Genomic DNA, 26,917 nt, shown 5'->3' with positions numbered 1-26,917 from the left:
TGTCAACCCTCAGTTTGCGAAACCGGCAAAGCGGCGCACAGCCTGACCATCGGTCAGTGCTCCCCCACCGGCGACAACGATTTCATCGCCATCCGACAGGCCGGTCAGCACCCGAACATCACCCGTTTGGGTCGGTTCGATAGTGACAGGCACGTAACGGATAGAGCCCTCATCGGCGCCGACCGGAGAGAATACCATGACACCCAGCGCACCATCGGCATCGGTAACGATTGCAGAAGCCGGTACGATAATGCCGGTCCGGGCATCCTGCACCTTCACGTTCACAGTCACAGACGAGCCTGGCAGAATCTGCAGCCCCTCTGGCGGGGTCAGTCCAAACTGAATACGAAACGTCTGCCCCACGCTGGACGTTTCGGCATCGAACTCTCGGATTTCAAGGGGAAATACTTCATCACTGGCGGGGAATCTCGCGGTGATTGTCAGCTCATCCTCCTGAGAGGATCGCTGGAACAGAATTTCTGGTACGTCGACCTCGATCCGCAACTCGGACATGTCGTGAATGCGGACAATGGGCGCACCGGCTGACACCGTGGTAAAGGCCTCGACTGCCCGGCTGGACACCAGCGCATCAAACGGTGCTGTCAGCGTGGCGTGTTCCAAATCGTATTCCGCATCCCGCACCGCGATCTCGGCCAGTTGTGCTGCGGTTTCCGCATCGTCCACTGCCACCTGGCTGGCCGTCGTTCCGCGCAGGCGCGACAGACGGGCCAGGGTTCGATCCGCCTGATCCTTTTGCAACACGGCCCGGTCATAGCGGCGCTTGAACGGGGCTTGATCCAGTTGCGCAATCAACTCACCCTTGGGGATCACAAAGCCTTCGTTCACCGGCATTTCCACGATCTGACCAGATACCTGAAAGGCCAGGTCAACAGTCTGTAGGGCGGCCACGCGCCCGAAAAACTGCCGCGAAAACCCGGGCGAGGTTTCCCGCACCTGCATCAGCTTGACCGGCTTGGCCGTGTCTTGTGCCGCAACCGTGGTCGCCAGCGCGATCAGTGTCACGCTCAGAACAGAGAGGAGTTTCATTTCGTCAATCCCTCGGGAATTCCCGTTTTCAGAATGTTGTCTCGGATTTTGCGCGCCAGCCGCGCGAATTGGGCAGTTTCTTCCGCATTCAGACCAGAGGAGCGGTGGAACAGGTCTCCGGCCACGGACACCAGCATGTTGCGCAGATTCTGGCCCTGCTCTGTTAAAACCAGTAGCCAGGCTCTGCGGTCTTCCGGGTCACGTTCGCGGATCAGCAGCCCCGCCTTTTCCAAACCGTCCGCTGTTGCAGTAATGGTCGAAGGGACGGTCAGCATATCCGCAGCCAATACGCCCATGCGTTTCGGCTGATCCAGTTTAATCAGCATATGGCATTCGAGATGGCTCAGATCGGTTTCGACGCAATCAAATGCCTCCTCCAGCTTCCAATACAGCGCATACACCCCCATGATGGCCTGAATTTCAGGACTGAGACGGCTAAGCCGGGTGCTGATATCGTCTGACATACGAACCCTCCGGATGATTCAGGCTGGTCATATACTTCGAATTTCGAACTATTCAAGATATGAAGCTGAAATAGATTGAACCCCGTGCATTCCGTTAGGTCACCATACCTTGATCAAACCCTGCTGTGACTGCATTTTAGGCAGACTCGAAACGTCCAGGACCAGCCATGTATACCCCTGCAATCACCGGCACCGGTGTTTTCACGCCCGAAAGCGTTATCACCAATGCCGAGCTTGTCGCCGCCTTCAACGCCTATGCCGACAAGCAGAACGCTGTGAATGCCGAGGCGATAGCGGCTGGCGAGATGGAGCCGATCCAGCATTCGTCCGAAGAGTTCATCCTAAAGGCCTCGGGAATTGAGAACCGCTATGTGATGAACAAGTCGGGTGTTCTGGACCCGGGCGTGATGCACCCCCTGTTGCACCAGCGCAGCGATGAAGAGCCCGGCATTATGACCGAGATGGCCGTGGATGCCTGCAAAAAGGCGCTGACGCAGGCCGGGCGCAGCGCCGAAGATGTCGATCTGGTGATCTGCGCCGCCTCGAACCACGAACGCGCCTATCCGGCAATTGCGATCGAGATTCAACAGGCTTTGGGCATTGACGGCTTTGGATTTGATATGAACGTCGCCTGTTCCTCGGCCACGTTCGGTATACAGGCGGCGGCGGACATGATCCGTTCGGGTTCGGTGCGGTCGGCGTTAGTGGTGAATCCCGAGATTTGTTCCGGCCATCTGGAGTGGCGCGACCGCGATTGCCATTTCATCTTTGGCGATGTGGCGACGGCCACCCTGATCGAGCGGATCGAAGACGCGCAGGGCCCGCATTTCGAAATCCTCTCGACCCGCTGCGCCACGTCGTTCTCGAACAACATCCGCAACAACAATGGCTTCCTGCGCCGATCGCGCCCCGACGGGGTGGTTGATAGGCGCGATATGCAGTTCATGCAGAACGGCCGCAAAGTGTTCAAGGAAGTGCTGCCGATGGTCAGCAAGCACATCTCGGATCACATGGAATCCGAAGGGGTTGGCAGCGGTGATCTGAAACGCCTGTGGTTGCATCAGGCCAACAAGACGATGAATGATTTCATCGGCAAAAAGGTTCTGGGCAGAGAACCCGAGGTTGGCGAGCAACCCAATATCCTGCAGGACTATGCCAACACGTCCTCGGCCGGGTCGATCATCGCGTTCTCGAAGTATTCCGACGATCTGACGGACGGGGATGTCGGGCTGATCTGTTCCTTTGGTGCGGGGTATTCAGTGGGATCGGTGATCGTGAAGCGACACGGGTAACGCAAGGGTCAGGCCGGGCGAACACCAGTCCAGTCCCCATCCCGCCCTTCTTTCTGGATCGAGAGCCAACGATTGGGCGCAGACCGGCACCATTCATTTACTACCAGATCAAGCCTGCGGATCATTTTGGCGATCACCTGATCCGTGGTCAGGTTGACTTGGACAAGCTCGGTACTTGGCAGGACTGGTTTTAACCGCTCTCCCAGCGCAGAAAGCCGTTCGCGTATACGTGCATCGGCCGTCGGAAACGCGGTGCTGATCTGAAAGCTGTCGATCGTCAATTCATGCTCTGGCGGCACACCTCGGATACCTGGCTGGAAGAACGGTCTGCCCAATTCCTGATGCGCGCGTTCCAGTGCCATACCGGAGTAACGTGGCCCCGGCCATTTCCAGGGCGTATATCCCAGCGCAATCTGCAATTGGCCGTCGACCGGCAAGATAAACCTTTCCGGCGTCGATTTGATCTGAGACGTATCGGTGATTCCATCCACCAACCAAAAGCTGTCATTTGATCCGTCGAGCACCGCTTGGGCCCATGCCTCCAGCTTGAATTTCTCGTTCACAACGGGCTGCACCAAAAGTGCATCAGGGAAACATTCCGTCGCGGCCTTCAGGATAGTATTAGCCGTCGGTGGTGTCACACGGTCCAGATAAGCCCGCAAATAGGTTGTTTTGCCTGACAGGTCGGTGCTGTGATCAGCCTCCCGGTTCGCTTCAGGCGGGATCTCTCCGCAAACCGTCACGCCAAACAATCTGCAAAACTGGGTCAGTGTGATTGAACCGTCATATGTCGGGCCAATGTCGACCTCCAGCAAAGGCTCAGCCCGCACAGCGCCGTCACCAAGCTGCGCGCCGACCCGAACACTCAGGCGACCTCCTCGGTAGCGCACATAGACGTCAAGATCATCATGCGTCTGACCGTAAAACTGACTGGGGCATGACCCTCCACCGGTCAGGGTCGCAAGGTCCAGTTCCAAAGGCTTGGGCAAACGGGGGGTTTGGAAGGTAAACATAGCAGAATCAATCGCCCACGGCGCACGGAAACCAAGCCTTGTAGTCGGTCATTGCGGAAGGTGTCAGCTCACGCTTTCCTCTTCCAGATGCAGCTTCATCTCGATCAACACCTGTTGCAGCAGGCTGGTTTCCTTCAGCAGGCGCTTGGCTTCGTTTACGGTGATGATGCCGTCTTCGATGGCAGCCTGGTATTCGGTCATCAGCATAGCGAACCGCTGACTCAGGGCGATGACGTCCGAGTTTACCCCTCCGGTCCGCGGTTTCTCCGAGTTGCGGCCGTCATAGGACAAGGTGATGTTCTTCAGATCGGCCAGCGCCGAGGTGACGTGCGGATAGTTCGACACGGCCTCAAGCCGCGCCACGGCATCCACCGGCATGAACCGATCAACATGTTCGGCGTTGTCTGAATAATACCGGCCCAGAGTCGCCTTGGATTTGCCGGTGATCTCACATGCGGATTCAATGCCGACGTCCTTGACCAATGCTTCTGTGTGTTTTTTCAGATAGGCCCCGATATCTGCCATGTTTTTACCTTTTCTGCCTGTCTCTCCCACAACATCTGCCACTGTGGGGGAAAGGGAAAAGAAATTTCCCATACTCGAGTCTTAATTGAAATGTCATACATTGGCTATCCCTCAGATATTCGGGGGTTTTGTGAGTGAGTGGCGGCCGTTTTGGCTGGTGATGAGTAATTGCGGGGCAGAATTCCAGCCTCGCTCTGTTTTGGCCGCATGTCGGCCAACGGCGTCGTTGTTGTGAAAGCGGGGGATCCATCCCCCTTGAGCTTAGGCTCGGCCCCTGTAGCAACAACGGCGACGTCGCTTGTTTCGTATCTTGCCCAAGGGGGTAAGGCGTTTTAGACCCGGGCGCATGGCAAAGCTGTACTTCAATTATTCGACCATGAACGCGGGTAAATCGACCGTGTTGCTGCAGGCCTCGCACAACTATCGTGAAAGGGGCATGGACACTTATCTGATGACCGCTGCGTTGGACGGACGGGACGGCGTAGGGAAGATCGCCTCGCGGATCGGGATTTCCGCCGATGCCGATACGTTCTCAGTGGGCGATGACGTGTTTGCTATGATTGAGGCGCGCCTGAACCGAAGTCAGATCGCCTGTGTTTTCGTGGATGAGGCACAGTTTCTGACTGAAGAGCAAGTCTGGCAACTGGCCCGCGCTGTGGACGATCTGCATGTTCCGGTCCTGACCTATGGGCTGCGGGTGGATTTTCAGGGGCACCTGTTCCCAGGCTCAGCGGCCCTGCTGGCACTGGCGGATGAGATGCGAGAGGTCCGCACGATCTGTAAATGCGGCCGCAAGGCAACGATGGTGATTCGCCAGGACGAATACGGCAAGACCATCACCGAGGGCGCACAGGTACAGATAGGCGGGAACGAGACCTATGTCTCGCTCTGCCGCAAACACTGGCGCGAGGCTATCGGGTCTTAAACCGGATTCGGCAGCGCGCGGCCCGCGACGAAGGCGGCGACGTTGTCCAGCGCAATATGCCCCATATCAGTGCGCACCTCTTCGGTAGCGGTACCCAGATGAGGCAACAGGGTCACGTTCTCCATATCGCACAGAGCCTGCGGAACCGCGGGTTCAAATTCGTAGACATCCAACCCCGCACCCGCGATCTGGCCCGATTGAAGCGCGGCGATCAGGGCGGTCTCGTCCACAACCTCTCCGCGCGCGATGTTAACTAGGATGGCGGAAGGGTTCATGGCCTCCAACACCTGTGCGTTGATCAGGTGGCGGGTTTTGGCACCGCCGGGGACGGCCAGAACCAGAAAATCGACCGACGCCACCAAAGCGACCAGGTCGGGGATAAATTCGGCGGCAAAGTCCAAGTCCTTCGGGCTGCGAGACTGATAGGCGACCTGCATTCCAAACCCGAAATGGCAACGACGTGCGATGGCCTGACCAATCCGTCCCATGCCGACGATGCCGACTCGTTTGCTGGTGACGTGATGACCCAGCATCTGTGTCGGGTGCCAACCCTGCCAGTCGCCTGAGCGAACCAGCCGTTCACCCTCGCCCGCGCGGCGCGCGGCCGACAACAGCAGGGTCATGGCTATGTCTGCGGTGGCATCGGTTACTGCCCCGGGCGTATTGGAGACGGCAACGCCAGCGGCACGGGCCGCGTCCACGTCGATATGATTGTAGCCGACGCCGAAATTCGCCAGCAGTTTGCAGCGGGGATTGGGCGCTTCTGCGAACACCTGAGCCGAGAAAATGTCGCCCAGAGTGGGCACGACCACGTCAAAGTCCATCAGCGCACTTAGCATCTCATGGCGCGTCATCGGCAGCGTTTCACTGCGAAACTCGACATCGAATTTTGCGCGGGCGCGGGCTTCGACGGCAGCCGTCATCGGGCGAGCGATAAACAGTTTCATCAGTGCATCCGCCCGCCGACAGGAACCTCGCCATCCGGGCCGATCAGGACGATTTCACCGTTTTCATCGGGCAGACCCAGTACCAGAACCTCAGACATGAACCGGCCGATCTGGCGTGGCGGGAAGTTCACGACGGCCATGACTTGCTTACCTACCAACGTTGCAGGATCGTAATGCGTGGTGACCTGCGCCGAGGTTTTCCGCTCGCCGATCTCATCACCGAAATCGATCCACATCTTGATCGCAGGCTTACGGGCCTCGGGATAGGGTTCGGCGCGGATCACCTCACCCACGCGGATATCGACCTTGAGAAAGTCGTCGAAGGTAATCTCACTCACGGGACAGCTCCTTGGATCGGTCGGTTGCCGCTTTGACGGCGCGGTGCAGCAGGTCGGGGAAGCCTTCTTCTTCGTGCATCAGCACTTCAAGCGCGGCTTGCGTGGTGCCGTTTGGCGAGGTCACGTTGATGCGTAGTTGCGACGGGTCTTCCTCGGCTGCCATAGCCAAGGCGCCTGCCCCGGCAACGGTCGACTTGGCCAGCTTCATCGCCAACTCATGCGGCAGGCCCTGCGCCTGCCCGGCAGTTGCCAGTGTTTCGATCAAATGGAAGACATAGGCCGGACCTGAGCCGCTGAGGCCGGTGACGGCGTCCATCTGCGCCTCATCCTGCAACAGAACCGTTTCACCAATGGCCGACAGCAGGTTTTCGGTCAGCGCTACATCAGCATCCGACGCAACCGAGTTGCCGATCAAGGCTGTGATTCCCTGCCGGATCGCGGCCGGAGTGTTTGGCATGGCGCGCACGATCGGTGTGCCGTCACCCAAAACGGATTCGAATGTGGCGATCGACGTGCCCGCAGCGACAGACACGAACAGACTGCGCCCCCCTCCCAAAGCTTTTATGGCGGGCAGGGCCTCACCCATCATCTGCGGTTTGACGGCCACCAGCACCACCGCGGGCGCTTCGGGCAAAGGTGTGTTGATATTGACACCCTGCGCCTTCAGCCAGTCCGAGGGGTTCGGGTCGATCACCCAGACGGTTGACGCAGGAAGGCCATGCTCCAACCATCCGGCGAGCATGGCCGATCCCATCTTGCCGCATCCCAGAAGCACCAGCCCCTGCTCGGCGACGCGTGACATGTCCATGATTGCCCCTCCCCTTACTCGGTTTGGGGCAAGCTTTACGCGCGGCCGTAGGCCTCTGCAATGGCGACTTGCATCGCATCTTCGGGGGTACGGTTGCCCCATGTGACCAATTGGATTGCCGGGTAGAACCGTTCGGCGCTCAGCACCGCTGCGTTGATCAGGGTGTCGATCTGCTCGGGGCTGGCCATCTGACCGCCGGCCAGAACCAGACCGTACCGATAGACCATCAGTTTCTGCTTGGCCCAATAGGTGAACGCCCCTGCCCAGCACTGATCATTCATCTTGTTCAGCAGCTCGTACAGCTCGCTTTCGCGCTCGGACGGAGGCTCCATTTCAAAGGAGCAGACCATCCGCAGGGTTTCATCATAGTGCGACCAGGCCAGAGTGATCGAATATGTCCGCCACTGCCCTTCGACAGCCATGGCGATCTGATCATCCCCGATCCGGTCAAAATCCCAGTCGTGGTGTTCGGCCAAATGTTCAACAATATCGATCGGATGAAGGTCTTCTTCGAGAAACTGCTCGGAAAGGGCCATTATGCCACCTCACTAATCTCTAGCATTTCGGGGCTGGCAGCGCCCCAGCGCTAGTTGCCTGCTCTACAAGCCGGGCTTCCCCCGTAGGCCTGTACTAAATATGGTGCGACGCAAGATGGGTTCTGGCAACCCTATTTATTGGGGATAACAGCAATAAGTTGTGGACAGAAGGCAACTGCGATCAAAATATTGGCTCATCACGCAGCTTTGACTTGATTAAATTCCGCAAGACGGCATGATGCCCGACATCGCACAACCCGGGTCCGGATTGCGCGGCGGTTTTCTTTTATCAAGAAATGAACGTGGCCTTACTTTTCCAGCTTCGCCTCAAGCGCGGCAATGCGTGCTTCGAGCGCCGCATTCTCTTCGCGCGCCTTCTGGGCCATTGCGCGAACGGCGTCGAATTCCTCACGCGTGACGAAATCACGGTCGGCCAGCCAGCGGTCGATCATCGATTTCATCGCATTCTCTGCCTCTTCCCGCGCTCCCTGAGCCACACCCATGGCATTGGTCATCAGCTGGGATACGTCGTCGAGAATCTTGTTGCGGGTTTGCATGGCTTTACTCCGAAATCGTGGTTGGCCTCTATATGGGGAATGATTGGCGCGGGCTCAAGGTTGACTTGCCCTGCGAACCCCGGGCAATGAGACGCACATGCAGGCTGTTTTGAATTTCCCCGATCTGTCTCCCGAATTGTTCTCGATCTCGCTGTTTGGGATGGAGTTCGCGCTCCGGTGGTACGCGTTGGCCTATATCGCCGGTATCCTGATTGCATGGCGGTTGGGCGTTATGGCGCTGAAGCGCCCGGCACTGTGGCCCGACAAGACACCGCCGATGAAACCCGAACAGCTTGAAGATCTGATCACCTGGATCATCCTCGGCGTGATTCTCGGGGGGCGCCTGGGGTTCGTGCTGTTCTATCAGCCGTCCTACTACCTTTCTAATCCGCTGGAGATCGTGAAAGTCTGGCAAGGCGGTATGGCCTTTCATGGCGGGCTTCTGGGTGTAGTGATTGCATCTTTCCTCTATGCACGTCGTCACCAGATTCCGGTTCTGTCCATGGCGGACCTGATCGCCCATACCGTGCCGCCTGGTTTGTTGCTGGGGCGGCTGGCGAATTTCATCAATGCGGAACTCTGGGGGCGACCAAGCGAGTTGCCCTGGGCCGTGATCTTCCCGGGCGCGGCCGCACAGGATTGCCCGGGCGTAGTGACGGGCATGTGCGCACGGCATCCGTCGCAACTGTACGAGGCCGCATTGGAAGGGCTGCTGCTGGGCGCCCTGCTGCTGTGGCTGGCCTATCGGCGCGGTGCCTTTCACAAGCCAGGTCTGATCATGGGCCTGTTCATGGCGGGTTATGGTGCCTCGCGATTCATTGTCGAGTTCTTCCGGCAGCCAGACGCACAGTTCATCTCAGCCGGTAACCCGCTGGGGCTGGCCCTGCAGGTCGGTGGTTATGGCCTGACAATGGGACAATTGCTGTCGCTTCCGATGATCGCGCTTGGCTTGTGGTTTGCCTTGCGTGCAAGATCGGCACCATGAGCCTGAAATATCATCTGCTGGCGCGTATCGCGCAGGACGGCCCGATGAACGTGGCCGACTACATGACCGAATGCCTGCTGCACCCGACGCATGGCTACTACACCACTCGCGACCCGCTGGGCGCGCGGGGGGATTTCATCACCGCTCCGGAAATCAGCCAGATGTTCGGCGAACTGATTGGTCTGTCACTGGCGCAGAGTTGGTTGGATCAGGGGCACCCGGACCATTTCGTTCTGGCCGAACTTGGTCCGGGACGCGGTACGCTGATGGCCGATATGCTGCGCGCCGCGGCCCGCGTGCCGGGATTTCTTGATGCAGCCGAAATTGTGCTGGTCGAGGCCTCGCCTACCCTGCGGGACATTCAAGCGCAGACATTGAAGGACTATAACCCACGCTGGATGGGTTCGGTTGCAGACCTGCCCGAGGCCCCCCTGTTTTTGGTCGCGAACGAGTTTTTCGACGCCTTGCCCGTCCGCCAGTTCCTGCGTGACGGCGATGGCTGGCGCGAACGTCTGATCGGTTTGGATGGCGAAACCCTGACTTGGGGGCTGGGGCCACGGGGCGAACAGGTTGCCCTGAAGGATAGGCTGGATGACACCAAAGACGGCGATCTGATCGAACTGTGCGCAGCGGCGATTCCCATCATCACCGTGATCGCAGGGCGAATCGGCACCCATGGCGGCGCAGGGCTGATCGTGGATTACGGTGACTGGCATTCTCTGGGCGATACTCTTCAGGCGCTGAAGGCGCATGAACACACTGATCCTCTGGCCCTGCCCGGTCAGGCCGACCTGACGGCGCATGTGGATTTTGAACCGTTGGCCCTGGCGACCCGGGCCGCTGGATGCGCCCACTCGCGTCTGACACCGCAGGGTGTGTTCCTTGAACGGTTGGGAATTACCACTCGCGCAAAGACATTGGCAGAGCCCCTCGGCGGGTCTGAGCTTGAAGTGCTGGTTGCTGCACATCGCCGGTTGACCCACCCCGAGGAAATGGGAAACCTGTTCAAAGTGCTGGGCCTCTACCCTACCCCTTCTTCACCGCCACCCGGACTGGAGCCATGACCCTCGAGATTCTGACCTCAGATTTACTGTCGCCCATGCGTCACGGTTTTTTCAGCCGCCGCGGCGGGGCATCTTCAGGTGTTTTTGCCGGCCTCAACTGCGGCTATGGCTCATCCGACCAGACCGAGGCCGTCACCGTGAATCGCAGACGCGTGGCGCAAGCGATGGACGTCGTGCCCGAAGCGCTGATAGGCGTTCATCAGGTCCATTCCCCAACCGTGCTGACTGTCGAGGCCCCCATTAATGGCGAAAACCCCAAGGCTGACGCGGTGGTCACGGCAACACCCGATCTGGCTCTGACGATTCTTACGGCCGACTGCCAGCCGGTCCTGTTTGCCGATTCTGACGCAAATGTGATCGGGGCAGCCCATGCCGGTTGGCGCGGTGCGCTGGACGGGGTACTTGAGGCAACCCTTGATGCGATGGAAGCCTTGGGTGCCAATCGGGAAAACACCGTAGCGGTGATCGGGCCGTCAATCTCGCAGCGCGCTTATGAGGTGGGGCCCGAGTTTCTGGACGAGTTCGTCGCTGATGCCCCGGAAAACCTGCAGTTCTTCGCTAATGGCAACGGTGACAGGTTGCAATTTGACCTGCCTGCCTTTGGCCTGCACCGGCTGCGCCAGGCCGGCGTCGGCCAAGCGGAATGGACCCGGCATTGCACCTACTCGGACCCTGACAGATTCTATTCCTACCGCCGGTCGACCCACGCGAAAGAGGCCGACTATGGCCGCCTGATTTCAGCCATAAAACTTTAAGAACTCGTCCGGACTGCGTTAATCCCGCCGCTTTTTCGCCACAATTCTTTAGTCTACCTGAGTCGCAACAACTCATTTTTTATTGTCCGCTCTCAGATGGTTATCAGCCGAGACGCCAGCCAAGCGCGACATATCCGCAAAAGAGGAGTCGCTAGCTGTCCATTGTCCTGAATTCATCCCGGATCAGCCTTATCGCCGCCGCAATGACAATTCACATTGGGTGCTCAGAGGAAAACGGGACAAAGGCTCCCAAATGGGCAGGACATAGCATGAAGATGAAATCACGCTTTCTCAGCGCCGTGGTTGCGGCCACCAGAGAGCAACAGCCGGAAATGCCGTGGAAACGGGTCTCCAGCCACTCGATCAGAGTTGCACGCCGCCTGGCGGCGCGTCGCTGATCAAAAGGCCCCCTGAACCAAGCTGCCGGTTCTTGGGGGTAAAGACGCACAGCGGAGGAATGCTCCGATCCGATGTGTGGCCTGCCGCGAGTATTGTGTGCGGATCAGGTTTGGGGCGTGTGTGCGCAGGTTATTTCACCTGCGTTTGTATGAGTTTGTCTGGGGGGACCAGTGGTGACTAAAAGCATAGGGAATATTATTTCGACAAGCGCCAACCGTGCCTGTCGTCCTGCAGTCACCAGTTTCTTGCGAGACAAAAGTAAATCCGATCAGGCGGGCCTGTACGGGGGTTCAGCTTGTCTGTGCGGTAGTTAGAGGGGACGGAATTCAAATGGATATTCCACGTTCGTTATCGCGCGCTGCAAGAAATGCCGTTGAAACCTCGTCGTTGCTGCGCGACGCACCGAGGCCGACGACGCAAAAAAAGGCACAGTTGCGGCGCTATGAGGTCAGTACACTGATGAGAAACGGGGATGTCGTACAGACCCGTCACATTGCGCCCGCCCTGCCCATGTTCGAAGACGCGTTTTGCGCCTTTACCCGGGGATCTCTGGTTGAAACCGAATTCGGGCCAATGGCGATCGAAGACCTGCTGCCCGGCGATACCGTTCTGACGCACAGCGGTGCTTCTGAAACGGTACTGTGGAAAGGGTCTGTCACTCTGGTACCCGGACGCGAAGACGCTCGCGGCAAGACACGACCACTGACACGGATTATGGCCGACACTTTCGGGATGCAAAAACCGATGTCGGGCGTCATCGCCGGCCCTGCCGCACGGTTGCTGGGAACGCCTGCGCACCTGCGGCATCTTCACGGCGACGATCAGATTCTGACACCGGTCCACGAGTTCCAGGACGGTACAAGCATCATCGAAACGCTGCCTCCAACACCGGTAGAGCTGTTTCATATCTGTCTGAAACGCCATTCGGTGATCAGGGTCGACGGGCTGCAATTCGAATCCTATCACCCCGGCATCAACGCCGTTCGCAGAGTCAGCCAGTCACTGAGGTCGATCTATCTGAACCTGTTTTCGCATGTCGACACGTTGAACGATTTCGGGCCGCTGGTTTTGCCGCGCGCCGGGGACGGAGAGGTGAATGCGATAACCGCTTGAATCCGGGCTTTTTCTGCAATGTGGGGGCGTTATGCAGTTATTGTTAAGTTGGGTGTTTTACATGACGGTGGCAGCTTTTCTGCCACCGATGAAGCCGCACCCGAAGGGGGCGGCGCTCACGCCGTCCGACTCATTCGTTCTTCCAGAACATCAAAAGGTACGCCGGGCTCGTCTTTTGCACCGCGAATGACCAGCGAGGTCTTGACGCTGGCCACGTTTGGCGTGGTCAGTAACTCGCCCGTCAGGAACTGCTGAAAACTACTTAGGTCCGGTGCCACGCATTTCAGGATGAAATCAACTTCACCATTCAGCATGTGGCACTCCCGCACCAGCGGCCATTCGCGACAGCGTTCCTCGAATGCGCTCAGTTCGGATTCGGCCTGACTTTCAAGGCCGACCATGGCAAAGACCTGAACCTCGAATCCCAGCTCGCGCGAGTTCACCTCGGCGTGGTAGCCGCGGATCAGGCCCGATTCTTCCAGCGTGCGCACACGCCGCAAGCACGGAGGTGCCGAAATACCAACGCGCTTCGCCAGCTCGACGTTAGTCATGCGACCGTCTGCCTGCAATTCCGCCAGAATCTTGCGGTCAATCTCATCCAGCCGTATCGCGACCATCTAATGCTCCTGATTTTTCGGTTGTTATATCAGCACCCGGCGGATGCGCAATAATCTTTCGCGGTCGCGCAATATTGTTTATTTTCAATGTCCTTTTTTTGTGCGCCATTCTCGGGGCACATAGCGGATGCGAAACAGGAAGGGGCTTTAAGCGCGGCACTGGGGTCGCTATATCCATCGGCCAAGGGCCATGCGCCCAAATCAGGCATATCGAGTTGGGGGTACCATGTCCGAAACACGTCACACCAAGGTTCTGATCATCGGGTCGGGACCGGCAGGTTATACTGCGGGCGTCTATGCAAGTCGCGCGATGCTGGAGCCGATCCTGGTTCAGGGCATCGAACCCGGCGGTCAGCTGACGACCACCACGGATGTCGAAAACTACCCCGGCTTCACCGAAGTTCAGGGCCCTGATTTGATGATCAAGATGCAGGAGCACGCGCAGGCCATGGGGTGTGAGGTGATCGGTGACTTCATCAGTGATCTCGATGTCTCCAAACGCCCCTTCACTGCAAAGGGCGACAACGGCACGACCTACACAGCTGATGCCGTCATTCTGGCCACCGGCGCGCGTGCGAAGTGGCTGGGTCTGCCATCGGAAGAGAAATTCAAGGGTTTTGGTGTGTCAGCTTGTGCCACCTGCGACGGGTTCTTCTATCGCGGGCAGGAAATCGTGGTAATTGGCGGCGGCAACACCGCCGTGGAAGAGGCGCTGTTCCTGACCAACTTCGCCAGCAAGGTCACTCTGATCCACCGCCGTGACGAACTGCGGGCCGAGAAAATCCTGCAGGATCGCCTACTGAAGCACGAAAAGATCGAACCGCTGTGGTTCCACGAGCTGGAAGAGGTGGTCGGCACCGATGCCCCGCTGGGCGTCGAAGGTGTCCGCGTTAAGAACGTCAAGACAGGCGAGATCACCGAGATCCCCTGCAAAGGCGTGTTTGTGGCCATCGGCCATGCCCCGGCCAACGAGCTGGTCAAGGATACGCTGGACACCCACATGGGCGGCTATGTCGTGACCAATCCGGGCTCGACCGAAACTTCGGTGCCCGGTGTCTTCGCCGCAGGTGACCTGACCGACCACATTTATCGTCAGGCCGTTACCAGCGCCGGCATGGGCTGCATGGCCGCGCTGGACGCGGAACGTTTTCTGGCGGAGCAGGACTAAACACTTTTAAGAATTCCCCGGTCTGTTCGGGGAATTCTGCCCTCCTTTCCCCGCACAACCTCTGCTTGACCCACTCGCCCACCCGTATCAGACTCGGGCGCACGCAATGCGAATGCAGGTGACCTGATTGAATAGCGCTCTATGGCGAGGCGGGTGGGCAACCCGGCTGAGGATCGGCAGCGGCCTGATCCTGTTTACCTTTGCCTTCTTTCACTTCATCAATATCGGGCTGGGTCTGTTTCACACCGACTACCTGCACGGAATGCAGGATGGCCGCAAAGCCGTCACCCGCCACGACGTCATGAGCGTGGTTTTGTATGCCGCCCTGTTGGTGCATGCCGGCCTGGCGTTGTACTCGATCAGCCAGCGCAGGACGTTACGAATGCCGGTTGCGACCGGAGTGCAGGTTGTGCTTGGCCTGCTGATCCCGCTGCAACTGATCTCTCATATCGTGCAAACGCGCTATGCACATGAGATTTACGATGTAAATGACGAGATGGGCTATATCATCATCCTGATGTGGCCCGGCACCGTGATTTGGATGCAAAGCCTGCTGTTACTGCTGGTATGGATTCATGGCTGCATCGGGCTGCACATGTGGCTGCGGCTGACCCGTTGGTGGTCGAGAACCGTGCCCTATCTGATTGGTGCGGCGGTGTTCATTCCATCCTTTGCGCTGGCCGGTCTGCTGACCGAAGGGCGGCGCATCTGGGCGGATTTTGCCGATCCATTCCTGCGCGAACAGTATATCGAGCATTACAACTGGCCCTCGCCCGAGGCATTTGAGGCCATGTTCAGCGTCAAGAACAATGCACTGATGGCCTTTTGGATCGCGCTGGGAGCCGCGCTGGCAGTGTTTGCGTTCCGCAAGCTCTGGCGTCGCAGGCATGCCGTGCGGGTGAAGTATGTCGAGGGCCCCGAGGTCGTGGCTGAAAAGGGCATGACCTTGCTTGAGATTTCGCAGGCCAATGGCATTCCGCACACGGCCCTTTGCGGCGGCAAGGGGCGGTGCACCACATGCCGTGTGATCGTCGAGGATGGTGCCGACAAACTCCCCGCTCCCGCTGAGGTCGAGGCTCGCAGTCTCACCGCTGTTGGTGCGCCGAAAGGCGCGCGGCTGGCCTGCCAGATCCGCCCCACCGAACCACTTACCGCGTATCGGATGTTCCGCCCGGAAGGAGGGCGGCACCGTGCCCATGCAAGCCAGGGACAGGAGCGCAAGCTGGCCGTTCTGTTTCTGGATATGCGCGGTTTCACCTCACGCACGACCGGCCATTTGCCCTATGACATCGTCTTTCTGCTGAACCGGTTTTTCGACGCCATTGTTCCATCGATCACTGCCGATGGCGGTGTGGTCGACAAATACATGGGCGATGGCCTACTGGCCGTGTTCGAAACGCCCGACGCCGAAAGCTCGGCCCAGGCAGGGTTGAAGGCTGCAACCGATGTCAGCCGCGCCCTCGAGCAGTTCAACCTGCGGCTTGAGGCCGAAGGCAGCCCGCGGATACGCATTGGGATGGGGCTGCATCTGGGCGATCTGGTGCTGGGGGAAATCGGCGCTGCCGGCCATGCCGCACGCACCATCATTGGTGACGCGGTCAACGTGGCCAGTCGGCTTGAGGGTGAAACCAAGGCACTGGGGGTCGAGCTTCTGGTTTCGACTGAATTGCTGCAGATGGCAGGCTATGAAGGCGACCAGAGCGGTATGAAGTCATTCGAATTGCGCGGCGTAACCCGCCCGATTCCAGCCCTGCCGGTAGCAAGCGCCGCAGATTTGTCGCCGGTCACCGCAGGTTAGGAACAGACGTGCTGAATTCGCGCAACAACCGCGCGTCAGTGGGAATAAAGTCGTGAAAAGTTGATCCTGCCAAAATTTCCTTCCAATCCGGGTAAAAACGGCGCATATCGTCCTTAATTTCGTGAATGTATATGGACTTCGACCGGTAGTCGGGGCAAATGCCCCGCAAGCACCCCTGAATCACCGGTTAAACCGCACTTCGACAAGAGTATTCCCATGACGATGTTAAGCAATCTGGCTCCGATTTCCGAGCTTTATGTATCTTATGAATCGGCCCAAAAGCTGAAAGTGGAAGCCGCCGACCTGACCAGCTGGGACCTCAGCCCGCGTCAGATCTGCGATCTGGAACTTCTGATGAATGGCGGGTTCAACCCGCTCAAAGGTTTCCTGTCCGAGGCCGACTACGACAACGTCGTTGAAAACATGCGACTGGCCGATGGCACCCTGTGGCCGATGCCGATAACGCTGGACGTCAGCGAAGGTTTTGCCGAGACCATCGAACTGGGTCAGGATATCGCCCTGCGCGATCAGGAAGGTGTCATCCTCGGCACCATGACCGTGACAGACCGCTGGACTCCGAACAAGGCACGTGAGGCAGAGAAGGTCTTTGGCGCCGATGACGATGCGCACCCGGCGGTGAACTACCTGCACAACGTGGCGGGCAAGGTCTATTTGGGTGGGCCCGTGGTCGGCATTCAACAGCCGGTTCACTATGATTTCCGTGGCCGCCGCGACACCCCGAATGAGCTGCGCGCCTATTTCCGCAAGCTGGGCTGGCGCCGGATCGTTGCATTCCAGACCCGCAACCCGCTGCATCGCGCGCACCAGGAACTAACCTTCCGCGCCGCCAAGGAAGCGCAGGCCAACCTGCTGATCCACCCCGTCGTTGGCATGACCAAGCCCGGCGACGTGGACCACTTTACCCGTGTCCGCTGCTATGAGGCAGTGCTGGACAAATACCCGGCCTCGACCACCTCAATGTCGCTGCTGAACCTCGCGATGCGCATGGCTGGCCCGCGCGAGGCGGTCTGGCACGGTCTGATCCGCGCCAACCACGGCTGCACCCACTTTATCGTCGGCCGCGACCACGCCGGCCCCGGCAAGAACAGCCAGGGCGAGGATTTTTATGGCCCCTACGACGCGCAGGATCTGTTCCGCCAGTTTCAGGATGAAGTCGGCGTCGAAATGGTCGATTTCAAACACATGGTCTATGTGCAGGAGCGCGCCCAGTACGAGCCGAATGACGAGATCGAAGACAAGGAAAACGTCACGATCCTGAACATCTCGGGCACCGAACTACGCCGCCGCCTGCGCGAAGGTCTGGAAATTCCTGAATGGTTCTCGTTCCCGGAGGTCGTATCGGAACTGCGCCGCACATCACCGCCTCGCTCAGAGCAGGGCTTTACTGTGTTCTTCACCGGTTTCTCGGGTTCGGGCAAGTCCACCATCGCCAACGCGCTTATGGTCAAACTGATGGAGATGGGTGGCCGTCCTGTGACGCTGCTGGATGGTGACATCGTTCGTAAGAACCTGTCCTCGGAACTGGGCTTCTCGAAAGAGCACCGCGACCTGAACATCCGTCGCATCGGTTATGTCGCCTCGGAAATCACCAAGAATGGCGGTATCGCTATCTGTGCGCCGATCGCGCCTTACGCCACCACCCGCCGGGCCGTACGGGAAGAAGTCGAACAGTTCGGCGCCTTCTGCGAAGTGCACGTTGCGACCTCGATCGAGGAATGCGAACGCCGCGACCGCAAAGGCCTGTACAAGCTGGCGCGTGAAGGCAAGATCAAGGAGTTCACCGGCATCTCGGACCCCTATGACGTGCCTCAGAACCCAGAACTGAGCGTCGAGACCGAGAATGTGGACGTCGACAACTGCGCCCATCAGGTTCTGTTGAAACTGGAAAGCATGGGTCTGATCGCCGCGTCGTAAGGCGGCACCCGAAACACTCAAAGGCCCTCGCGACGCGGGGGCCTTTTTTTGGTCAGAGTTCTGCGCGGATGGCTGCGACGGCGCGGGATTCAAAATCTCCGAACTCTGCCGCTTGGGGCTGGATCGCCTGCAGGCGCGGTAGACGGGCATTGTAGTCCTCGGCTGAAGCTGTCTGAACCGCGCGCTGAATTTCGCCCTCGGATTCGCACAGGATCATGCCGGACGTATCGAAGAAATCCCCGATATTCGGACAGCCCCAATAGATCGGCACCGTTGAGCACAGGATCGCGTCCGCCAGTTTTTCCGAGAAATAGTTCCGTTCCCGCACATTCTCGATCACCACGGAATAGCGATACGGGGCCAGCCCGTCAGACTTGCGATCAAAGGGCGTATAGCCGCGCCCCATGATATCCACGTCCGCGCCGGTTTCCCGCACCCAGTCGATCACCGAATGACGCAGCCGGTGACCTTCCAGGTCGCGCTTGGCTGAGGCTATCAGCGAGCAGGATTTAGATTTCCTGACATCAAGATCCTGCCAGTCGGGCACCATGGTGACACCATAGGGCAGGAACACCGCGTTCGGAATGCTCTGCAGCAGCACATCATGAAACGTCAGCACCCGGAAGAACCGGCGCCAAGTATAGCGCAGCATCCGGTCATGCTTGGCGTGGATGGCCGACGGCTCTCCCATCATAAGAGAGATCCGCGCGCGGGTGCCCCGGCGCAGGCGTAGATGCACGGTCGAATTCGGGTACATGATCAGGTGATCGGCGGGTTCCAGATCACCAACCGTCTTGCCGGTCAGGCGGTCGGGGCAGCCCTCGGGCCAGATCAGCTCCGACAACGGTACCGAGGCCAACTTCGGCCCAAGCCGGTGCCCATAGGGCAAAATCGCAATCGCGGGCTGGGTCACAGCCCGGCCTCAGGCAGATCGACCTGACCGCGCATAAGCACATGGCCGCGACCTGCGACCTTGATGCCCGTCATCGCATCCGCCGGGCCAACACGGGTGACTGTCGCCTGTCCGGGCCGCCCCATGTCGTGCCCCTGTTCGGCTGTGAATGTGTCTTTGGACATCAACCCGTGTTTCCACAAATAAGCCGCCATCGCGCCGGTGGCCGATCCGGTGAACGGGTCCTCGGGCGGGCTGGGCGGCGCCATCAACAGGCGCGAGAATGTATCACCTGCGTCAGTCGCGCCTTTGAGCGTAACAAGGAAGGGTTCGGCCATATCTGACCCGGAAAACCCGGCCAGTTCGGTGATTTTGTGCAACGCGTCCTCGTCCAGCTTTGCGGTGCGCAAAGCCTCATGATCGCGCAAAACGGTGATGCAGAATGGCAGCCCAGTGGATACGAATTGCGGCGGAGAGATGATGGCGCCGTCCGGCAGGCCAATGGCGGCGGCGACCAAATCCGCCGGTACTGAATTGCCGAATTGCGGCGCGACCTGCGTCATCTCAATCTCATCCCCGTTCAATCGGATCGAGACGATCCCGGCGCCGGTCTCCAATTTCAACGTGCCGCCCTGAAACAGGCCGCGCGACCGCATCGCGGCAACAGTCGCGATGGTGGGGTGCCCGGCAAAAGGAATCTCTCGGCTGGCCAGAAAATAACGTACCCGGATATCGGCCACATCGGAGGGTCCGGTAAACGTGCATTCGACCAGAGAGGTTTCGCGAACATAGGCCATGCAGACTTGCTGCGACAGCACCGCCCCGCCGTGGACAACAGCACAGCCATTGCCGCCAAAGGCACGGTCGCTGAAGGCGTCTACCCAGTCAAAGTCAAACCAGCTCATGTCTCGCCCCTTCCGATATGCGAACCGCTTCAGGTCCGCATATCTCGCCCGCGGGGCAGCAGATGTCACGGGGAAATCGTGTGGCTCAGTGGACGGCCACCGGCGAAAAATCATGTTCGCGCGCCAGAACAAATGCCAGCTTGCGGTCGGCGACCAGCGCCAGTTGCTGACCGTCGGAATCGTGAACGGCATAAAGCTGATCCAGATCGCCCGCCTGCTCGCGCACTTCCCGAGGCAGATCAGCGACGTCGACAGCTTTCACATAGACGATCCGGTCGCCCTCGGTGTTCAGCTCAATCGGTGTATTCATTGCTCTTACCCCTTTCTTATGTTGATCGTTTGCACCACGGTTTCCGGCACGGCGCGGGTCAGGTCCACATGCAGCAGACCGTTCTCCATGATCGCCTCGCCCACCTCAACACCGTCGGCCAGCACGAACATGCGCTGGAACTGACGCGCCGCGATGCCACGGTGCAGGAAAATACGCCCCTCGCTGTCGTCGTGTTGACGGCCCCGGATCACCAATTGGCGATCCTCGATGGTGATCGACAAATCCTCTTCCGCAAAACCGGCCACCGCCAGGGTGATGCGGTACGAAAAATCCGAGGTCTGCTCGATGTTGTAGGGCGGGTACCCTTCGTTGCCAGCCTTTGCAGACCGTTCCAGAAGGCGTTCCAGCTGCTCGAACCCCAAAAGATGCGGGTATGAGCCAAGAGTAAGTTTCGACACGTATTTTCGTCCTTTATTGTCAAAGCGACGTGTGGTGCGGCCCCGTTCTGGCGACCGCGTAGAATAGAATATGGGAATATGCAGGGATGTCCACAAGGTCTGGCCGGATAAAGCCTGACACACTATCTTGTGTGCTAAGCACCACAAAAGGCACTGAGTCGCTCATGAACGCGCCCACCGATCTTTCGATGAAAACAGACGAGGTATTGCGGGTTGAACTGGAGGTTTTCCGCCGTCAGCACCGTGATCTGGACGAAGCCATCGAGGCGCTGCAAGCCACCGGCACAGCCGATCAACTGACGATCAAGCGGCTGAAAAAGCAGAAACTGCGGCTGAAGGACATCATTCGTCTGATCGAAGACCGTTTGACCCCTGACATCATCGCCTGACGCATTGCCACGATTTTGGATTTGGCTATAGTGCGCGCTCTTTCAGAAGGCAGGGAAACAAGCGGATGAGCGACGTCAAAGTGGGGATCATCATGGGCAGCCAGTCGGACTGGCCCACGATGAAAGAAGCCGCAGACATTCTGGATGAGCTGGGCATCGCATACGAAAAACGCATCGTTTCGGCACACCGTACTCCCGATCGGTTGTGGGACTATGGCAAGACCGCCGTTTCGCGCGGTCTGCATGTGATCATTGCCGGGGCCGGAGGAGCTGCACATCTGCCGGGCATGATGGCCTCGAAAACGCGCGTGCCGGTGATTGGTGTACCCGTACAGACTCGCGCGCTGTCAGGCGTCGATTCGCTGTATTCCATCGTTCAAATGCCTAAAGGGTTTCCTGTGGCGACCATGGCGATCGGTGCGGCCGGTGGAGCCAATGCGGGTCTGATGGCCGCCGGTATTCTGGCGTTACAGGACGATGCCCTGGCAAAACGGTTGGATGACTGGCGCGCGGCGTTGTCGGCATCAATCCCCGAGGAGCCACAGGGATGAGCCGCATCGGGTTCATCGGAACCGGGCATATTGCGGCTCCGATGGTTCGTTTCCTGGCCTCGAAGGGGCATTCTATATCCGTCACCGAACGCAACACCGAGGTTTCGGTCGCCCTAAAGGCTGAACTGGGTGTGGCGGTCGCTGACGCCCAGTCTGTTATCGATGCGTCGGAAATCGTGTTTCTGTGCCTGCGTCCACAGATTGCACCTGACGTCCTTGAGTCACTGACGTTTCGCGCGGATCAGCAAATCGTTTCGGTCATGGCCGCGGTATCGGCATTGCAATTGGCGCAGCTATGCGCCCCGGCTTCGAACTTTGTACAGACGATCCCTTTGGGCTTTTTACAACAGGGCGGGTGCCCCTTGGCAGCCTTTGGCAACGGCGCTTTGCTGGCCGACCTGTTCGAACCAGAAAACCCGGTCGTCACAGTTTCGGATGAGGCAGCTCTGAATGCGCATTTCGCGATTTGCGCGATGGTCCCCGGTATGCTTGACCTGATGGCGACCGGTGCGGCGTGGTTAACCGAACAAACCGGCGACGCGGATGCCGCCGAATTCTACACGACACAATTACTCTCAGGGTTCCTGTCCACGATGGAAACGGGTACGTCGGGGCGACTGGCCGCAGAGCGCGACGCCCTTGCGACCGACGGAACGCTGAGCCTGCAGATGACGGATGGATTGCAGTCCGGTCGCGCCCATGATGTTTTGCGCGCGACCCTGGCGGCGATTGGATCACGGTTGGAGACAAAAGAATGACCGACACATTGAAACCCGGTGCGAAGATCGGAATTCTGGGCGGCGGTCAACTGGGCCGGATGTTGTCCGTTGCAGCGGCTCGTTTGGGCTTTGTAACCCATATATTCGAACCCGGTGCCAACCCGCCCGCCGGGCAGGTGGCCGACCGAGTGACCACCGCCGCCTATGACGATGCCGACGCTCTGCGCGCATTTGCCGAGTCGGTCGACATCATCACCTATGAGTTCGAGAACATCCCGACCGAGGCGCTGGATCTGCTGGAATCCCACCGCCCGATCCGCCCGGGTCGCGAGGCGTTGCGGGTCAGTCAGGACCGGCTGACCGAGAAGAACTTTTTGCAGGGGCTGGGTCTGAAAACAGCCCCCTTTGCCGACATCACCGATCTGGACAGCCTGAACGCGGCGATCGCACAGATCGGCACGCCCGCTATCCTGAAAACCCGTCGCTTCGGCTATGACGGCAAGGGGCAGGCGCGGTTGCGTGGGCCTGAGGATGCCGAGGCCGCCCTGGCCGATATGGCGGGCGCTCCCGCGATCCTTGAAGGGTTCGTGGAGTTCAGCCACGAAGTTTCAATCATTGCAGCCCGTGGTCTGGACGGACAGGTCGCCTGTTTCGACCCCGGCGAGAACGTGCACCGCGATGGTATCCTGCACACCACGACTGTCCCTGCCCGCCTGCGCCCCGCACAGCGTACGGATGCCGTTCTGCTGGCCGCCAATATCCTCAACGCGCTGGATTACGTGGGTGTCATGGGGGTTGAGCTGTTCGTCACACCCGCAGGGTTGATTGTGAATGAGATCGCGCCGCGTGTACACAACTCGGGTCACTGGACACAGAACGGTTGTGCTGTGGATCAGTTCGAACAGCATATCCGTGCGGTGGCGGGATGGCCTCTGGGTGACGGGCAACGGCATTCGGATGTGGTCATGGAGAACCTTATTGGAGACGACATGAACCGGGTGTCCGAATTGGCACGGGAACGCGATGTGGCTCTGCACCTATATGGCAAGGCCGAGGTCAAGGCCGGTCGCAAGATGGGTCATTTCAACCGTATCGCACGGTAGTTAGCCTACGAAACGCGCCGCGATATCACCTGCCATATAGCTCACCCGCCCCGCTGCCAACGTGGCGGCTACCCTGTAGGTATTAGCATCTAAAATGACCAGATCGGCGCGCTGGCCCGATGTCAGCGTGCCCCGGTCATGCAACCCCAAAACACGTGCAGGTCCCGAAGACACCAGCCCCCAAGCTCCTGCCATGTCGACCAACCCGGACTTGGCCAGCATCAGCGCCGCCCGTCTGGGGCTGGGGTAGTGATAGTCCGAGGCCAGCGCGTCGCAATACCCCATCGTGATCAGGTCCAGCGCGCTGACATTGCCCTTGTGCGAGCCCCCGCGCACCACATTGGGCGAACCCAGAATGATGTAGTCGCCAGCGGCACGGGCGGCCTCGGCGGCCGCCAGCGTTTCGGGGAACTCGGCAATTTGTGCCCCTCGCTTGCGCCAGTCAGCGCGGGTTTGCGCAGTGGTATCGTCGTGACTACCCATGCGCACCCCCAGCTTGGCCAGGTCTGCACACAGCGCGTCCAGCGCCGCAGGTACCTCGAACCGGCGGTCATGCATGGACAGCAACAACTCGAAATGTTTCTCCGGGTTGCGCCCGGCTTTGAGCGCCTGCCCGGTCAGGCGCGGCGGCTTGCGTCGCTCGGCCAGCCGATCATGTGGGAGATGGTCGTTAAACACCACATAGGGCACCTGCCACTCGGCAATACGTTGGGGCAAGCCCGCATAATCGTCCAGCATATGCGTCTCGAACCGCAGTTGAGGCATCAGGTCGGTCACGACGCGATCCTTGACGGCGGCAATGGCGTCAAACACCTGCCCCGCGAATTCGGGACCGCGCACGCCGCCCTCCCAACTGTGGAATTGGGCCAGAACAGCGGTGGTGATACCGTTGGCGGCCAGTTCGGCCTCGACCGAAAGGATGCCCTCGTCCATCTGCTTCATCGCCCCGCGCCGCGGCGCGATATGGCGCTCGAACCCGTCTCCGTGCAGATCGATGATACCGGGCAGCACGAGGTAGCCGGACAGGTCGATCTCCTGCCCCGTGCGACCCGGCTGAATGACGCCCTCCGCCATAGCCAAGTCGGAGGGCACAAGACCCCCTTCCGGCAACAGCACCTCTGCGCCGGTCAGGGTCAGGTTCAATGCGGTCATTGCGTCGGCTCCGAGGCCGGTTCCGAGCAATCCTGCCCGATGCAGATTTCGTCGATGATATCCAGCACCCCGTCCAGCCAGGTGATCTGGGGATCAAACTGCCCGAATTCGATGAAATGCAGCGCCTGTGCCATGACCCGCGGATTGTTCATCATAAACGTATGGGTCACCGGCAGGACGATATGATCATTCATCCCTTCGACCTTCGTCGTCTCTATTGACACCTTGCCGTCATCCCGGCCGTCGATCATTGACGAAAACACCGGATTCAACGAGTTCTCCCCCGCGATTACGCCAAGCTCAAAATCCACCGGCGGCAACTGACGAGGGACGCCTTCAGAGCCAGTGCCCAGCGCCAGCCCGGCAGGGCCATGCAACATGCCAAACACCTCCCAGGCGCCCAATTCATCCACCAGTTGGCTGCCCTGATTGGGCGGGCCGAGCATAACCACGCGGCCCAGATTTTCAGGATGATGATCCTGCAACCAATAGCGCAGCAGGATGCCGCCCATCGAATGTGCCACCACATTCACAGTGTCATCGCCACAGGCCGCAAAAGCGGCCGGAAGCGTCTGCTTCGCCAGTTCCGGAATCGGCAGGTCGGTCGAGGGGTAGCCCGGTCGAACAACGGTGTATCCATGCGCCTGAAACAGCTGTTCCATCACGGTGAACGACGCCTCTGTCCGCGCAAGCCCGTGCAGCAGCAGCACGCATTTTGCATGGGCAACGGCGGGGACAAGGAACAGAAACAGAGCAAGCAGATATCTCATAGCCGCCAGATAAGCCTTCTCCGATTGTGTTGAAACCCCTAGCGCGGTTTCAGGCGCAGAACGGCCAGCGCAATGCCGCCCAACACCAGCGCCGCGCCAAAGATCAGCCTCAGGCTTGCCACCTCTGCCAACAGAAGAACCCCGCCAAGAATGGCGATGATAGGCACGCTCAATTGCACCACCGCCGCAGTGGTGGGCGCCAGTTGTGGCAATACGCGATACCAAAGCGCATAGCCCATACCCGACGTGACGCCGCCGGAGGTAGCTGCCAGCAGATAGCCCAAACCGGTCACCTGCCATTCTGCCCCGTTCGCCAGAAGAGCCAATGCCGTGACCGGCAGCGCGACAACGAAATTGGCCGCCGTACCCGCCAAGGCGTCCGGTTCAGACCGTCCGACCAGCGAATAAACTGCCCAGCCCACGCCTGCGGCCGTCATCAGCACCGCGCCCGCAGGATCGACCTGTACCGCACCGGTCGGCCAGAGCACATAGGCCAGCCCTGTCAGCGCAGTCGCGGCACCGGCAATCTGGCGCAAGGTTGGAGCGCTGCCCGTCACAGAGGCCACCGTAAACATGGTGATCTGCACCACGCCGAACAGGATCAACGCCCCTAGCCCGGCGTCCAGCGTCAGATAGGCGAGCGAGAACCCGATCATATAGAGCGACAGAGCCCCTGCCCCCGCGATCCGGCGCCGGTTGCGCAGCGGCAGGCGCCCGGCCCTGAGCAAGACCAAAGCGACCAGCACCACAGCCCCAGCCAAGACCCGCACAACCGCAAACCCAGTGGGATCGCTGGCACCGCTGTCGATTGCCAGACGGTTCAGGATCGAGTTCGTCGCAAAGGCGCACATGGTCAGAGCGGTGAGCAGAAACAGACGCATATCAATCGCATAGCGGTTCCTCGGCGATTTGCACACTCACTTTCCTGCGGGAACGGTTCATAAAACGAAACGGGGCCGCCCGAAGGCGACCCCGTCCCTAAGCACTATGGCTACGGCAGCTTACATCATGCCGCCCATGCCACCCATGTCGGGCATGCCGCCGCCAGCAGGCGCGCCTTCTTTGGCGGGCTTGTCAGCGACCATTGCTTCGGTGGTGACCAGCAGGCCAGCAACCGATGCCGCATCTTCCAGAGCGGTACGGACAACTTTGGCCGGATCGATCACGCCGAACGAGAACATGTCGCCATATTCTTCGGTCTGAGCGTTAAAGCCGAATGCGGCGTCGTCGCTTTCGCGAACCTTGCCAGCAACAACCGCACCGTCGACGCCCGCGTTTTCAGCGATCTGGCGCAGCGGCGCTTCGATTGCCTTGCGAACGATGTTGATGCCTGCGTCCTGATCGGCGTTTGCACCTTTCAGGGAGTCCAGTGCTTTGCCAGCCTGAACCAGCGCAACACCACCCCCGACGACAACGCCTTC

The 26,917-nt window shown here is 59.4% G+C and carries 32 protein-coding genes; 14 read left to right on the top strand and 18 right to left on the bottom strand.

The genetic code is table 11. The features are described 5' to 3' along the window. Positions 1–9 precede the first annotated feature (9 nt). Together AC2FEE_RS11295 and AC2FEE_RS11290 are read right to left on the bottom strand one after the other, a co-directional pair. Positions 10–1,047, bottom strand: a complete 1,038-nt coding sequence (locus AC2FEE_RS11295) for an efflux RND transporter periplasmic adaptor subunit (RefSeq protein ID WP_496865255.1) — start codon at positions 1,045–1,047, stop codon at positions 10–12. Continuing rightward, positions 1,044–1,511 (bottom strand): MarR family winged helix-turn-helix transcriptional regulator, encoded by a 468-nt coding sequence (locus tag AC2FEE_RS11290; RefSeq protein WP_496865253.1) that lies wholly within the window; start codon positions 1,509–1,511, stop codon positions 1,044–1,046. Before AC2FEE_RS11290 ends, AC2FEE_RS11295 begins: the two co-directional genes overlap by 4 nt. A gap of 167 nt (positions 1,512–1,678) precedes the next feature. On the opposite strand from AC2FEE_RS11290, the gene AC2FEE_RS11285 reads away from it, so the two are divergent. Further along, positions 1,679–2,803: a beta-ketoacyl-ACP synthase III gene (locus tag AC2FEE_RS11285; protein ID WP_496865251.1), complete on the top strand. Its 1,125-nt coding sequence runs from the start codon at positions 1,679–1,681 to the stop codon at positions 2,801–2,803. Between the two features lie 8 nt (positions 2,804–2,811). On the opposite strand, the gene AC2FEE_RS11280 is transcribed toward AC2FEE_RS11285, so the two are convergent. Together AC2FEE_RS11280 and AC2FEE_RS11275 are read right to left on the bottom strand one after the other, a co-directional pair. Continuing rightward, positions 2,812–3,780 carry a hypothetical protein gene (locus AC2FEE_RS11280; RefSeq protein ID WP_496865249.1) on the bottom strand — a complete coding sequence of 323 codons (969 nt, stop codon included), beginning with the start codon at positions 3,778–3,780 and terminating at the stop codon, positions 2,812–2,814. A 99-nt stretch (positions 3,781–3,879) separates the two neighbouring features. Then, on the bottom strand, positions 3,880–4,341 hold the full coding sequence (locus tag AC2FEE_RS11275) for a hypothetical protein (protein ID WP_496865247.1): 462 nt from the start codon (positions 4,339–4,341) through the stop codon (positions 3,880–3,882). Between the two features lie 346 nt (positions 4,342–4,687). On the opposite strand from AC2FEE_RS11275, the gene AC2FEE_RS11270 reads away from it, so the two are divergent. Then, positions 4,688–5,266: a thymidine kinase gene (locus tag AC2FEE_RS11270; RefSeq protein WP_496865245.1), complete on the top strand. Its 579-nt coding sequence runs from the start codon at positions 4,688–4,690 to the stop codon at positions 5,264–5,266. Here AC2FEE_RS11270 and AC2FEE_RS11265 read toward each other — a convergent pair. From AC2FEE_RS11265 to AC2FEE_RS11245, 5 genes are all read right to left on the bottom strand, one after another. Next, a complete protein-coding gene (locus AC2FEE_RS11265) occupies positions 5,263–6,213 on the bottom strand; it encodes a 2-hydroxyacid dehydrogenase (RefSeq protein ID WP_496865243.1) in 951 nt (316 codons plus the stop codon). The genes AC2FEE_RS11270 and AC2FEE_RS11265 overlap by 4 nt on opposite strands. After that, positions 6,213–6,551, bottom strand: coding sequence for a tRNA-binding protein (locus tag AC2FEE_RS11260; RefSeq protein WP_496865242.1), 339 nt, complete (start codon positions 6,549–6,551; stop codon positions 6,213–6,215). Before AC2FEE_RS11260 ends, AC2FEE_RS11265 begins: the two co-directional genes overlap by 1 nt. After that, positions 6,544–7,359, bottom strand: coding sequence for a pyrroline-5-carboxylate reductase (gene proC, locus AC2FEE_RS11255; RefSeq protein WP_496865241.1), 816 nt, complete (start codon positions 7,357–7,359; stop codon positions 6,544–6,546). Before proC ends, AC2FEE_RS11260 begins: the two co-directional genes overlap by 8 nt. Before the next feature lie 35 nt (positions 7,360–7,394). Continuing rightward, a complete protein-coding gene (locus tag AC2FEE_RS11250; protein WP_496865240.1) occupies positions 7,395–7,895 on the bottom strand; it encodes a type III secretion system chaperone family protein in 501 nt (166 codons plus the stop codon). A 308-nt stretch (positions 7,896–8,203) separates the two neighbouring features. After that, entirely contained in the window at positions 8,204–8,452 is a 249-nt protein-coding gene (locus AC2FEE_RS11245; RefSeq protein ID WP_171669487.1) for an accessory factor UbiK family protein, read from the bottom strand. Positions 8,453–8,549: 97 nt separating this feature from the next. On the opposite strand from AC2FEE_RS11245, the gene lgt reads away from it, so the two are divergent. From lgt to AC2FEE_RS11220, 5 genes are all read left to right on the top strand, one after another. Continuing rightward, the gene (gene lgt, locus AC2FEE_RS11240; protein ID WP_496865238.1) at positions 8,550–9,437 is read left to right on the top strand and encodes a prolipoprotein diacylglyceryl transferase; all 888 of its coding nucleotides are present in this window, start codon (positions 8,550–8,552) and stop codon (positions 9,435–9,437) included. Further along, positions 9,434–10,501 carry a class I SAM-dependent methyltransferase gene (locus tag AC2FEE_RS11235; protein ID WP_496865237.1) on the top strand — a complete coding sequence of 356 codons (1,068 nt, stop codon included), beginning with the start codon at positions 9,434–9,436 and terminating at the stop codon, positions 10,499–10,501. Before lgt ends, AC2FEE_RS11235 begins: the two co-directional genes overlap by 4 nt. Beyond that, positions 10,498–11,256, top strand: a complete 759-nt coding sequence (pgeF, locus tag AC2FEE_RS11230; protein ID WP_496865236.1) for a peptidoglycan editing factor PgeF — start codon at positions 10,498–10,500, stop codon at positions 11,254–11,256. The genes AC2FEE_RS11235 and pgeF overlap by 4 nt, the downstream gene beginning before the upstream one ends. Positions 11,257–11,525: 269 nt before the next feature. After that, on the top strand, positions 11,526–11,654 hold the full coding sequence (locus AC2FEE_RS11225) for a hypothetical protein (protein ID WP_496865234.1): 129 nt from the start codon (positions 11,526–11,528) through the stop codon (positions 11,652–11,654). A 331-nt stretch (positions 11,655–11,985) separates the two neighbouring features. After that, complete coding sequence (locus AC2FEE_RS11220) at positions 11,986–12,768, top strand: Hint domain-containing protein (protein ID WP_496865233.1); 783 nt, start codon at positions 11,986–11,988, stop codon at positions 12,766–12,768. 116 nt (positions 12,769–12,884) lie between these two features. Here AC2FEE_RS11220 and AC2FEE_RS11215 read toward each other — a convergent pair whose 3' ends face one another. Beyond that, complete coding sequence (locus AC2FEE_RS11215) at positions 12,885–13,385, bottom strand: Lrp/AsnC family transcriptional regulator (RefSeq protein ID WP_058280045.1); 501 nt, start codon at positions 13,383–13,385, stop codon at positions 12,885–12,887. A 226-nt stretch (positions 13,386–13,611) separates the two neighbouring features. On the opposite strand from AC2FEE_RS11215, the gene trxB reads away from it, so the two are divergent. From trxB to AC2FEE_RS11200, 3 genes are all read left to right on the top strand, one after another. Beyond that, positions 13,612–14,553, top strand: coding sequence for a thioredoxin-disulfide reductase (gene trxB, locus AC2FEE_RS11210; RefSeq protein WP_496865232.1), 942 nt, complete (start codon positions 13,612–13,614; stop codon positions 14,551–14,553). Between the two features lie 127 nt (positions 14,554–14,680). Further along, positions 14,681–16,351 (top strand): adenylate/guanylate cyclase domain-containing protein, encoded by a 1,671-nt coding sequence (locus AC2FEE_RS11205; protein ID WP_496865231.1) that lies wholly within the window; start codon positions 14,681–14,683, stop codon positions 16,349–16,351. A 216-nt stretch (positions 16,352–16,567) separates the two neighbouring features. Then, on the top strand, positions 16,568–18,286 hold the full coding sequence (locus AC2FEE_RS11200) for a bifunctional sulfate adenylyltransferase/adenylylsulfate kinase (protein WP_496865230.1): 1,719 nt from the start codon (positions 16,568–16,570) through the stop codon (positions 18,284–18,286). A gap of 52 nt (positions 18,287–18,338) precedes the next feature. Here the strand turns inward: AC2FEE_RS11200 and AC2FEE_RS11195 are convergent, their stop codons facing one another. From AC2FEE_RS11195 to AC2FEE_RS11180, 4 genes are all read right to left on the bottom strand, one after another. After that, on the bottom strand, positions 18,339–19,199 hold the full coding sequence (locus tag AC2FEE_RS11195; RefSeq protein ID WP_496865228.1) for a hypothetical protein: 861 nt from the start codon (positions 19,197–19,199) through the stop codon (positions 18,339–18,341). Next, positions 19,196–20,083 carry a PhzF family phenazine biosynthesis protein gene (locus AC2FEE_RS11190; RefSeq protein ID WP_496865227.1) on the bottom strand — a complete coding sequence of 296 codons (888 nt, stop codon included), beginning with the start codon at positions 20,081–20,083 and terminating at the stop codon, positions 19,196–19,198. The genes AC2FEE_RS11195 and AC2FEE_RS11190 overlap by 4 nt, the downstream gene beginning before the upstream one ends. Positions 20,084–20,168: 85 nt before the next feature. Beyond that, positions 20,169–20,393 (bottom strand): DUF1150 family protein, encoded by a 225-nt coding sequence (locus AC2FEE_RS11185; RefSeq protein WP_170423088.1) that lies wholly within the window; start codon positions 20,391–20,393, stop codon positions 20,169–20,171. Positions 20,394–20,398: 5 nt separating this feature from the next. Further along, complete coding sequence (locus AC2FEE_RS11180; protein ID WP_480590255.1) at positions 20,399–20,812, bottom strand: Hsp20 family protein; 414 nt, start codon at positions 20,810–20,812, stop codon at positions 20,399–20,401. A 164-nt stretch (positions 20,813–20,976) separates the two neighbouring features. Here AC2FEE_RS11180 and AC2FEE_RS11175 point away from each other — a divergent pair, with 164 nt between their 5' ends. The 4 genes from AC2FEE_RS11175 to AC2FEE_RS11160 all read left to right on the top strand — a co-directional run bounded on the left by AC2FEE_RS11175 (position 20,977) and on the right by AC2FEE_RS11160 (position 23,574). Next, complete coding sequence (locus AC2FEE_RS11175) at positions 20,977–21,201, top strand: YdcH family protein (protein ID WP_170325931.1); 225 nt, start codon at positions 20,977–20,979, stop codon at positions 21,199–21,201. Positions 21,202–21,266: 65 nt separating this feature from the next. Next, the gene (gene purE / locus AC2FEE_RS11170) at positions 21,267–21,752 is read left to right on the top strand and encodes a 5-(carboxyamino)imidazole ribonucleotide mutase (protein WP_496865224.1); all 486 of its coding nucleotides are present in this window, start codon (positions 21,267–21,269) and stop codon (positions 21,750–21,752) included. Continuing rightward, complete coding sequence (locus tag AC2FEE_RS11165; RefSeq protein ID WP_496865222.1) at positions 21,749–22,510, top strand: NAD(P)-binding domain-containing protein; 762 nt, start codon at positions 21,749–21,751, stop codon at positions 22,508–22,510. Before purE ends, AC2FEE_RS11165 begins: the two co-directional genes overlap by 4 nt. After that, entirely contained in the window at positions 22,507–23,574 is a 1,068-nt protein-coding gene (locus AC2FEE_RS11160) for a 5-(carboxyamino)imidazole ribonucleotide synthase (protein ID WP_496865220.1), read from the top strand. The genes AC2FEE_RS11165 and AC2FEE_RS11160 overlap by 4 nt, the downstream gene beginning before the upstream one ends. On the opposite strand, the gene AC2FEE_RS11155 is transcribed toward AC2FEE_RS11160, so the two are convergent. The 4 genes from AC2FEE_RS11155 to AC2FEE_RS11140 form a co-directional block, all read right to left on the bottom strand. Next, on the bottom strand, positions 23,575–24,726 hold the full coding sequence (locus AC2FEE_RS11155; protein WP_496865218.1) for an alpha-D-ribose 1-methylphosphonate 5-triphosphate diphosphatase: 1,152 nt from the start codon (positions 24,724–24,726) through the stop codon (positions 23,575–23,577). Continuing rightward, a complete protein-coding gene (locus AC2FEE_RS11150; RefSeq protein WP_496865216.1) occupies positions 24,723–25,496 on the bottom strand; it encodes an esterase/lipase family protein in 774 nt (257 codons plus the stop codon). Before AC2FEE_RS11150 ends, AC2FEE_RS11155 begins: the two co-directional genes overlap by 4 nt. A 38-nt stretch (positions 25,497–25,534) precedes the next feature. Beyond that, the gene (locus AC2FEE_RS11145; protein ID WP_496865214.1) at positions 25,535–26,377 is read right to left on the bottom strand and encodes a DMT family transporter; all 843 of its coding nucleotides are present in this window, start codon (positions 26,375–26,377) and stop codon (positions 25,535–25,537) included. Positions 26,378–26,497: 120 nt separating this feature from the next. Beyond that, a partial coding sequence (locus AC2FEE_RS11140) for a TCP-1/cpn60 chaperonin family protein (RefSeq protein WP_496865212.1) occupies positions 26,498–26,917 on the bottom strand: 420 nt, incomplete at its 5' end.

The sequence above is a fragment of the Ruegeria sp. YTSC199 genome (genome assembly GCF_059609725.1).
Note: the sequence above shows the minus strand (reverse complement) of the source record. Positions and strands in the feature narration are given on the sequence as shown.

What these genes read in the sequence shown, in the direction of transcription:
- AC2FEE_RS11295 (WP_496865255.1), bottom strand. Translation starts at nt 1,047, where the DNA reads ATGAAACTCCTCTCTGTTCTGAGCGTGACACTGATCGCGCTGGCGACC.
- AC2FEE_RS11290 (WP_496865253.1), bottom strand. Translation starts at nt 1,511, where the DNA reads ATGTCAGACGATATCAGCACCCGGCTTAGCCGTCTCAGTCCTGAAATT.
- AC2FEE_RS11285 (WP_496865251.1), top strand. Translation starts at nt 1,679, where the DNA reads ATGTATACCCCTGCAATCACCGGCACCGGTGTTTTCACGCCCGAAAGC.
- AC2FEE_RS11275 (WP_496865247.1), bottom strand. Translation starts at nt 4,341, where the DNA reads ATGGCAGATATCGGGGCCTATCTGAAAAAACACACAGAAGCATTGGTC.
- AC2FEE_RS11270 (WP_496865245.1), top strand. Translation starts at nt 4,688, where the DNA reads ATGGCAAAGCTGTACTTCAATTATTCGACCATGAACGCGGGTAAATCG.
- AC2FEE_RS11265 (WP_496865243.1), bottom strand. Translation starts at nt 6,213, where the DNA reads ATGAAACTGTTTATCGCTCGCCCGATGACGGCTGCCGTCGAAGCCCGC.
- proC (WP_496865241.1), bottom strand. Translation starts at nt 7,359, where the DNA reads ATGGACATGTCACGCGTCGCCGAGCAGGGGCTGGTGCTTCTGGGATGC.
- AC2FEE_RS11250 (WP_496865240.1), bottom strand. Translation starts at nt 7,895, where the DNA reads ATGGCCCTTTCCGAGCAGTTTCTCGAAGAAGACCTTCATCCGATCGAT.
- AC2FEE_RS11245 (WP_171669487.1), bottom strand. Translation starts at nt 8,452, where the DNA reads ATGCAAACCCGCAACAAGATTCTCGACGACGTATCCCAGCTGATGACC.
- lgt (WP_496865238.1), top strand. Translation starts at nt 8,550, where the DNA reads ATGCAGGCTGTTTTGAATTTCCCCGATCTGTCTCCCGAATTGTTCTCG.
- AC2FEE_RS11235 (WP_496865237.1), top strand. Translation starts at nt 9,434, where the DNA reads ATGAGCCTGAAATATCATCTGCTGGCGCGTATCGCGCAGGACGGCCCG.
- pgeF (WP_496865236.1), top strand. Translation starts at nt 10,498, where the DNA reads ATGACCCTCGAGATTCTGACCTCAGATTTACTGTCGCCCATGCGTCAC.
- AC2FEE_RS11225 (WP_496865234.1), top strand. Translation starts at nt 11,526, where the DNA reads ATGAAGATGAAATCACGCTTTCTCAGCGCCGTGGTTGCGGCCACCAGA.
- AC2FEE_RS11220 (WP_496865233.1), top strand. Translation starts at nt 11,986, where the DNA reads ATGGATATTCCACGTTCGTTATCGCGCGCTGCAAGAAATGCCGTTGAA.
- AC2FEE_RS11215 (WP_058280045.1), bottom strand. Translation starts at nt 13,385, where the DNA reads ATGGTCGCGATACGGCTGGATGAGATTGACCGCAAGATTCTGGCGGAA.
- trxB (WP_496865232.1), top strand. Translation starts at nt 13,612, where the DNA reads ATGTCCGAAACACGTCACACCAAGGTTCTGATCATCGGGTCGGGACCG.
- AC2FEE_RS11200 (WP_496865230.1), top strand. Translation starts at nt 16,568, where the DNA reads ATGACGATGTTAAGCAATCTGGCTCCGATTTCCGAGCTTTATGTATCT.
- AC2FEE_RS11190 (WP_496865227.1), bottom strand. Translation starts at nt 20,083, where the DNA reads ATGAGCTGGTTTGACTTTGACTGGGTAGACGCCTTCAGCGACCGTGCC.
- AC2FEE_RS11185 (WP_170423088.1), bottom strand. Translation starts at nt 20,393, where the DNA reads ATGAATACACCGATTGAGCTGAACACCGAGGGCGACCGGATCGTCTAT.
- AC2FEE_RS11175 (WP_170325931.1), top strand. Translation starts at nt 20,977, where the DNA reads ATGAACGCGCCCACCGATCTTTCGATGAAAACAGACGAGGTATTGCGG.
- purE (WP_496865224.1), top strand. Translation starts at nt 21,267, where the DNA reads ATGAGCGACGTCAAAGTGGGGATCATCATGGGCAGCCAGTCGGACTGG.
- AC2FEE_RS11165 (WP_496865222.1), top strand. Translation starts at nt 21,749, where the DNA reads ATGAGCCGCATCGGGTTCATCGGAACCGGGCATATTGCGGCTCCGATG.
- AC2FEE_RS11160 (WP_496865220.1), top strand. Translation starts at nt 22,507, where the DNA reads ATGACCGACACATTGAAACCCGGTGCGAAGATCGGAATTCTGGGCGGC.
- AC2FEE_RS11155 (WP_496865218.1), bottom strand. Translation starts at nt 24,726, where the DNA reads ATGACCGCATTGAACCTGACCCTGACCGGCGCAGAGGTGCTGTTGCCG.
- AC2FEE_RS11150 (WP_496865216.1), bottom strand. Translation starts at nt 25,496, where the DNA reads ATGAGATATCTGCTTGCTCTGTTTCTGTTCCTTGTCCCCGCCGTTGCC.
- AC2FEE_RS11145 (WP_496865214.1), bottom strand. Translation starts at nt 26,377, where the DNA reads ATGCGTCTGTTTCTGCTCACCGCTCTGACCATGTGCGCCTTTGCGACG.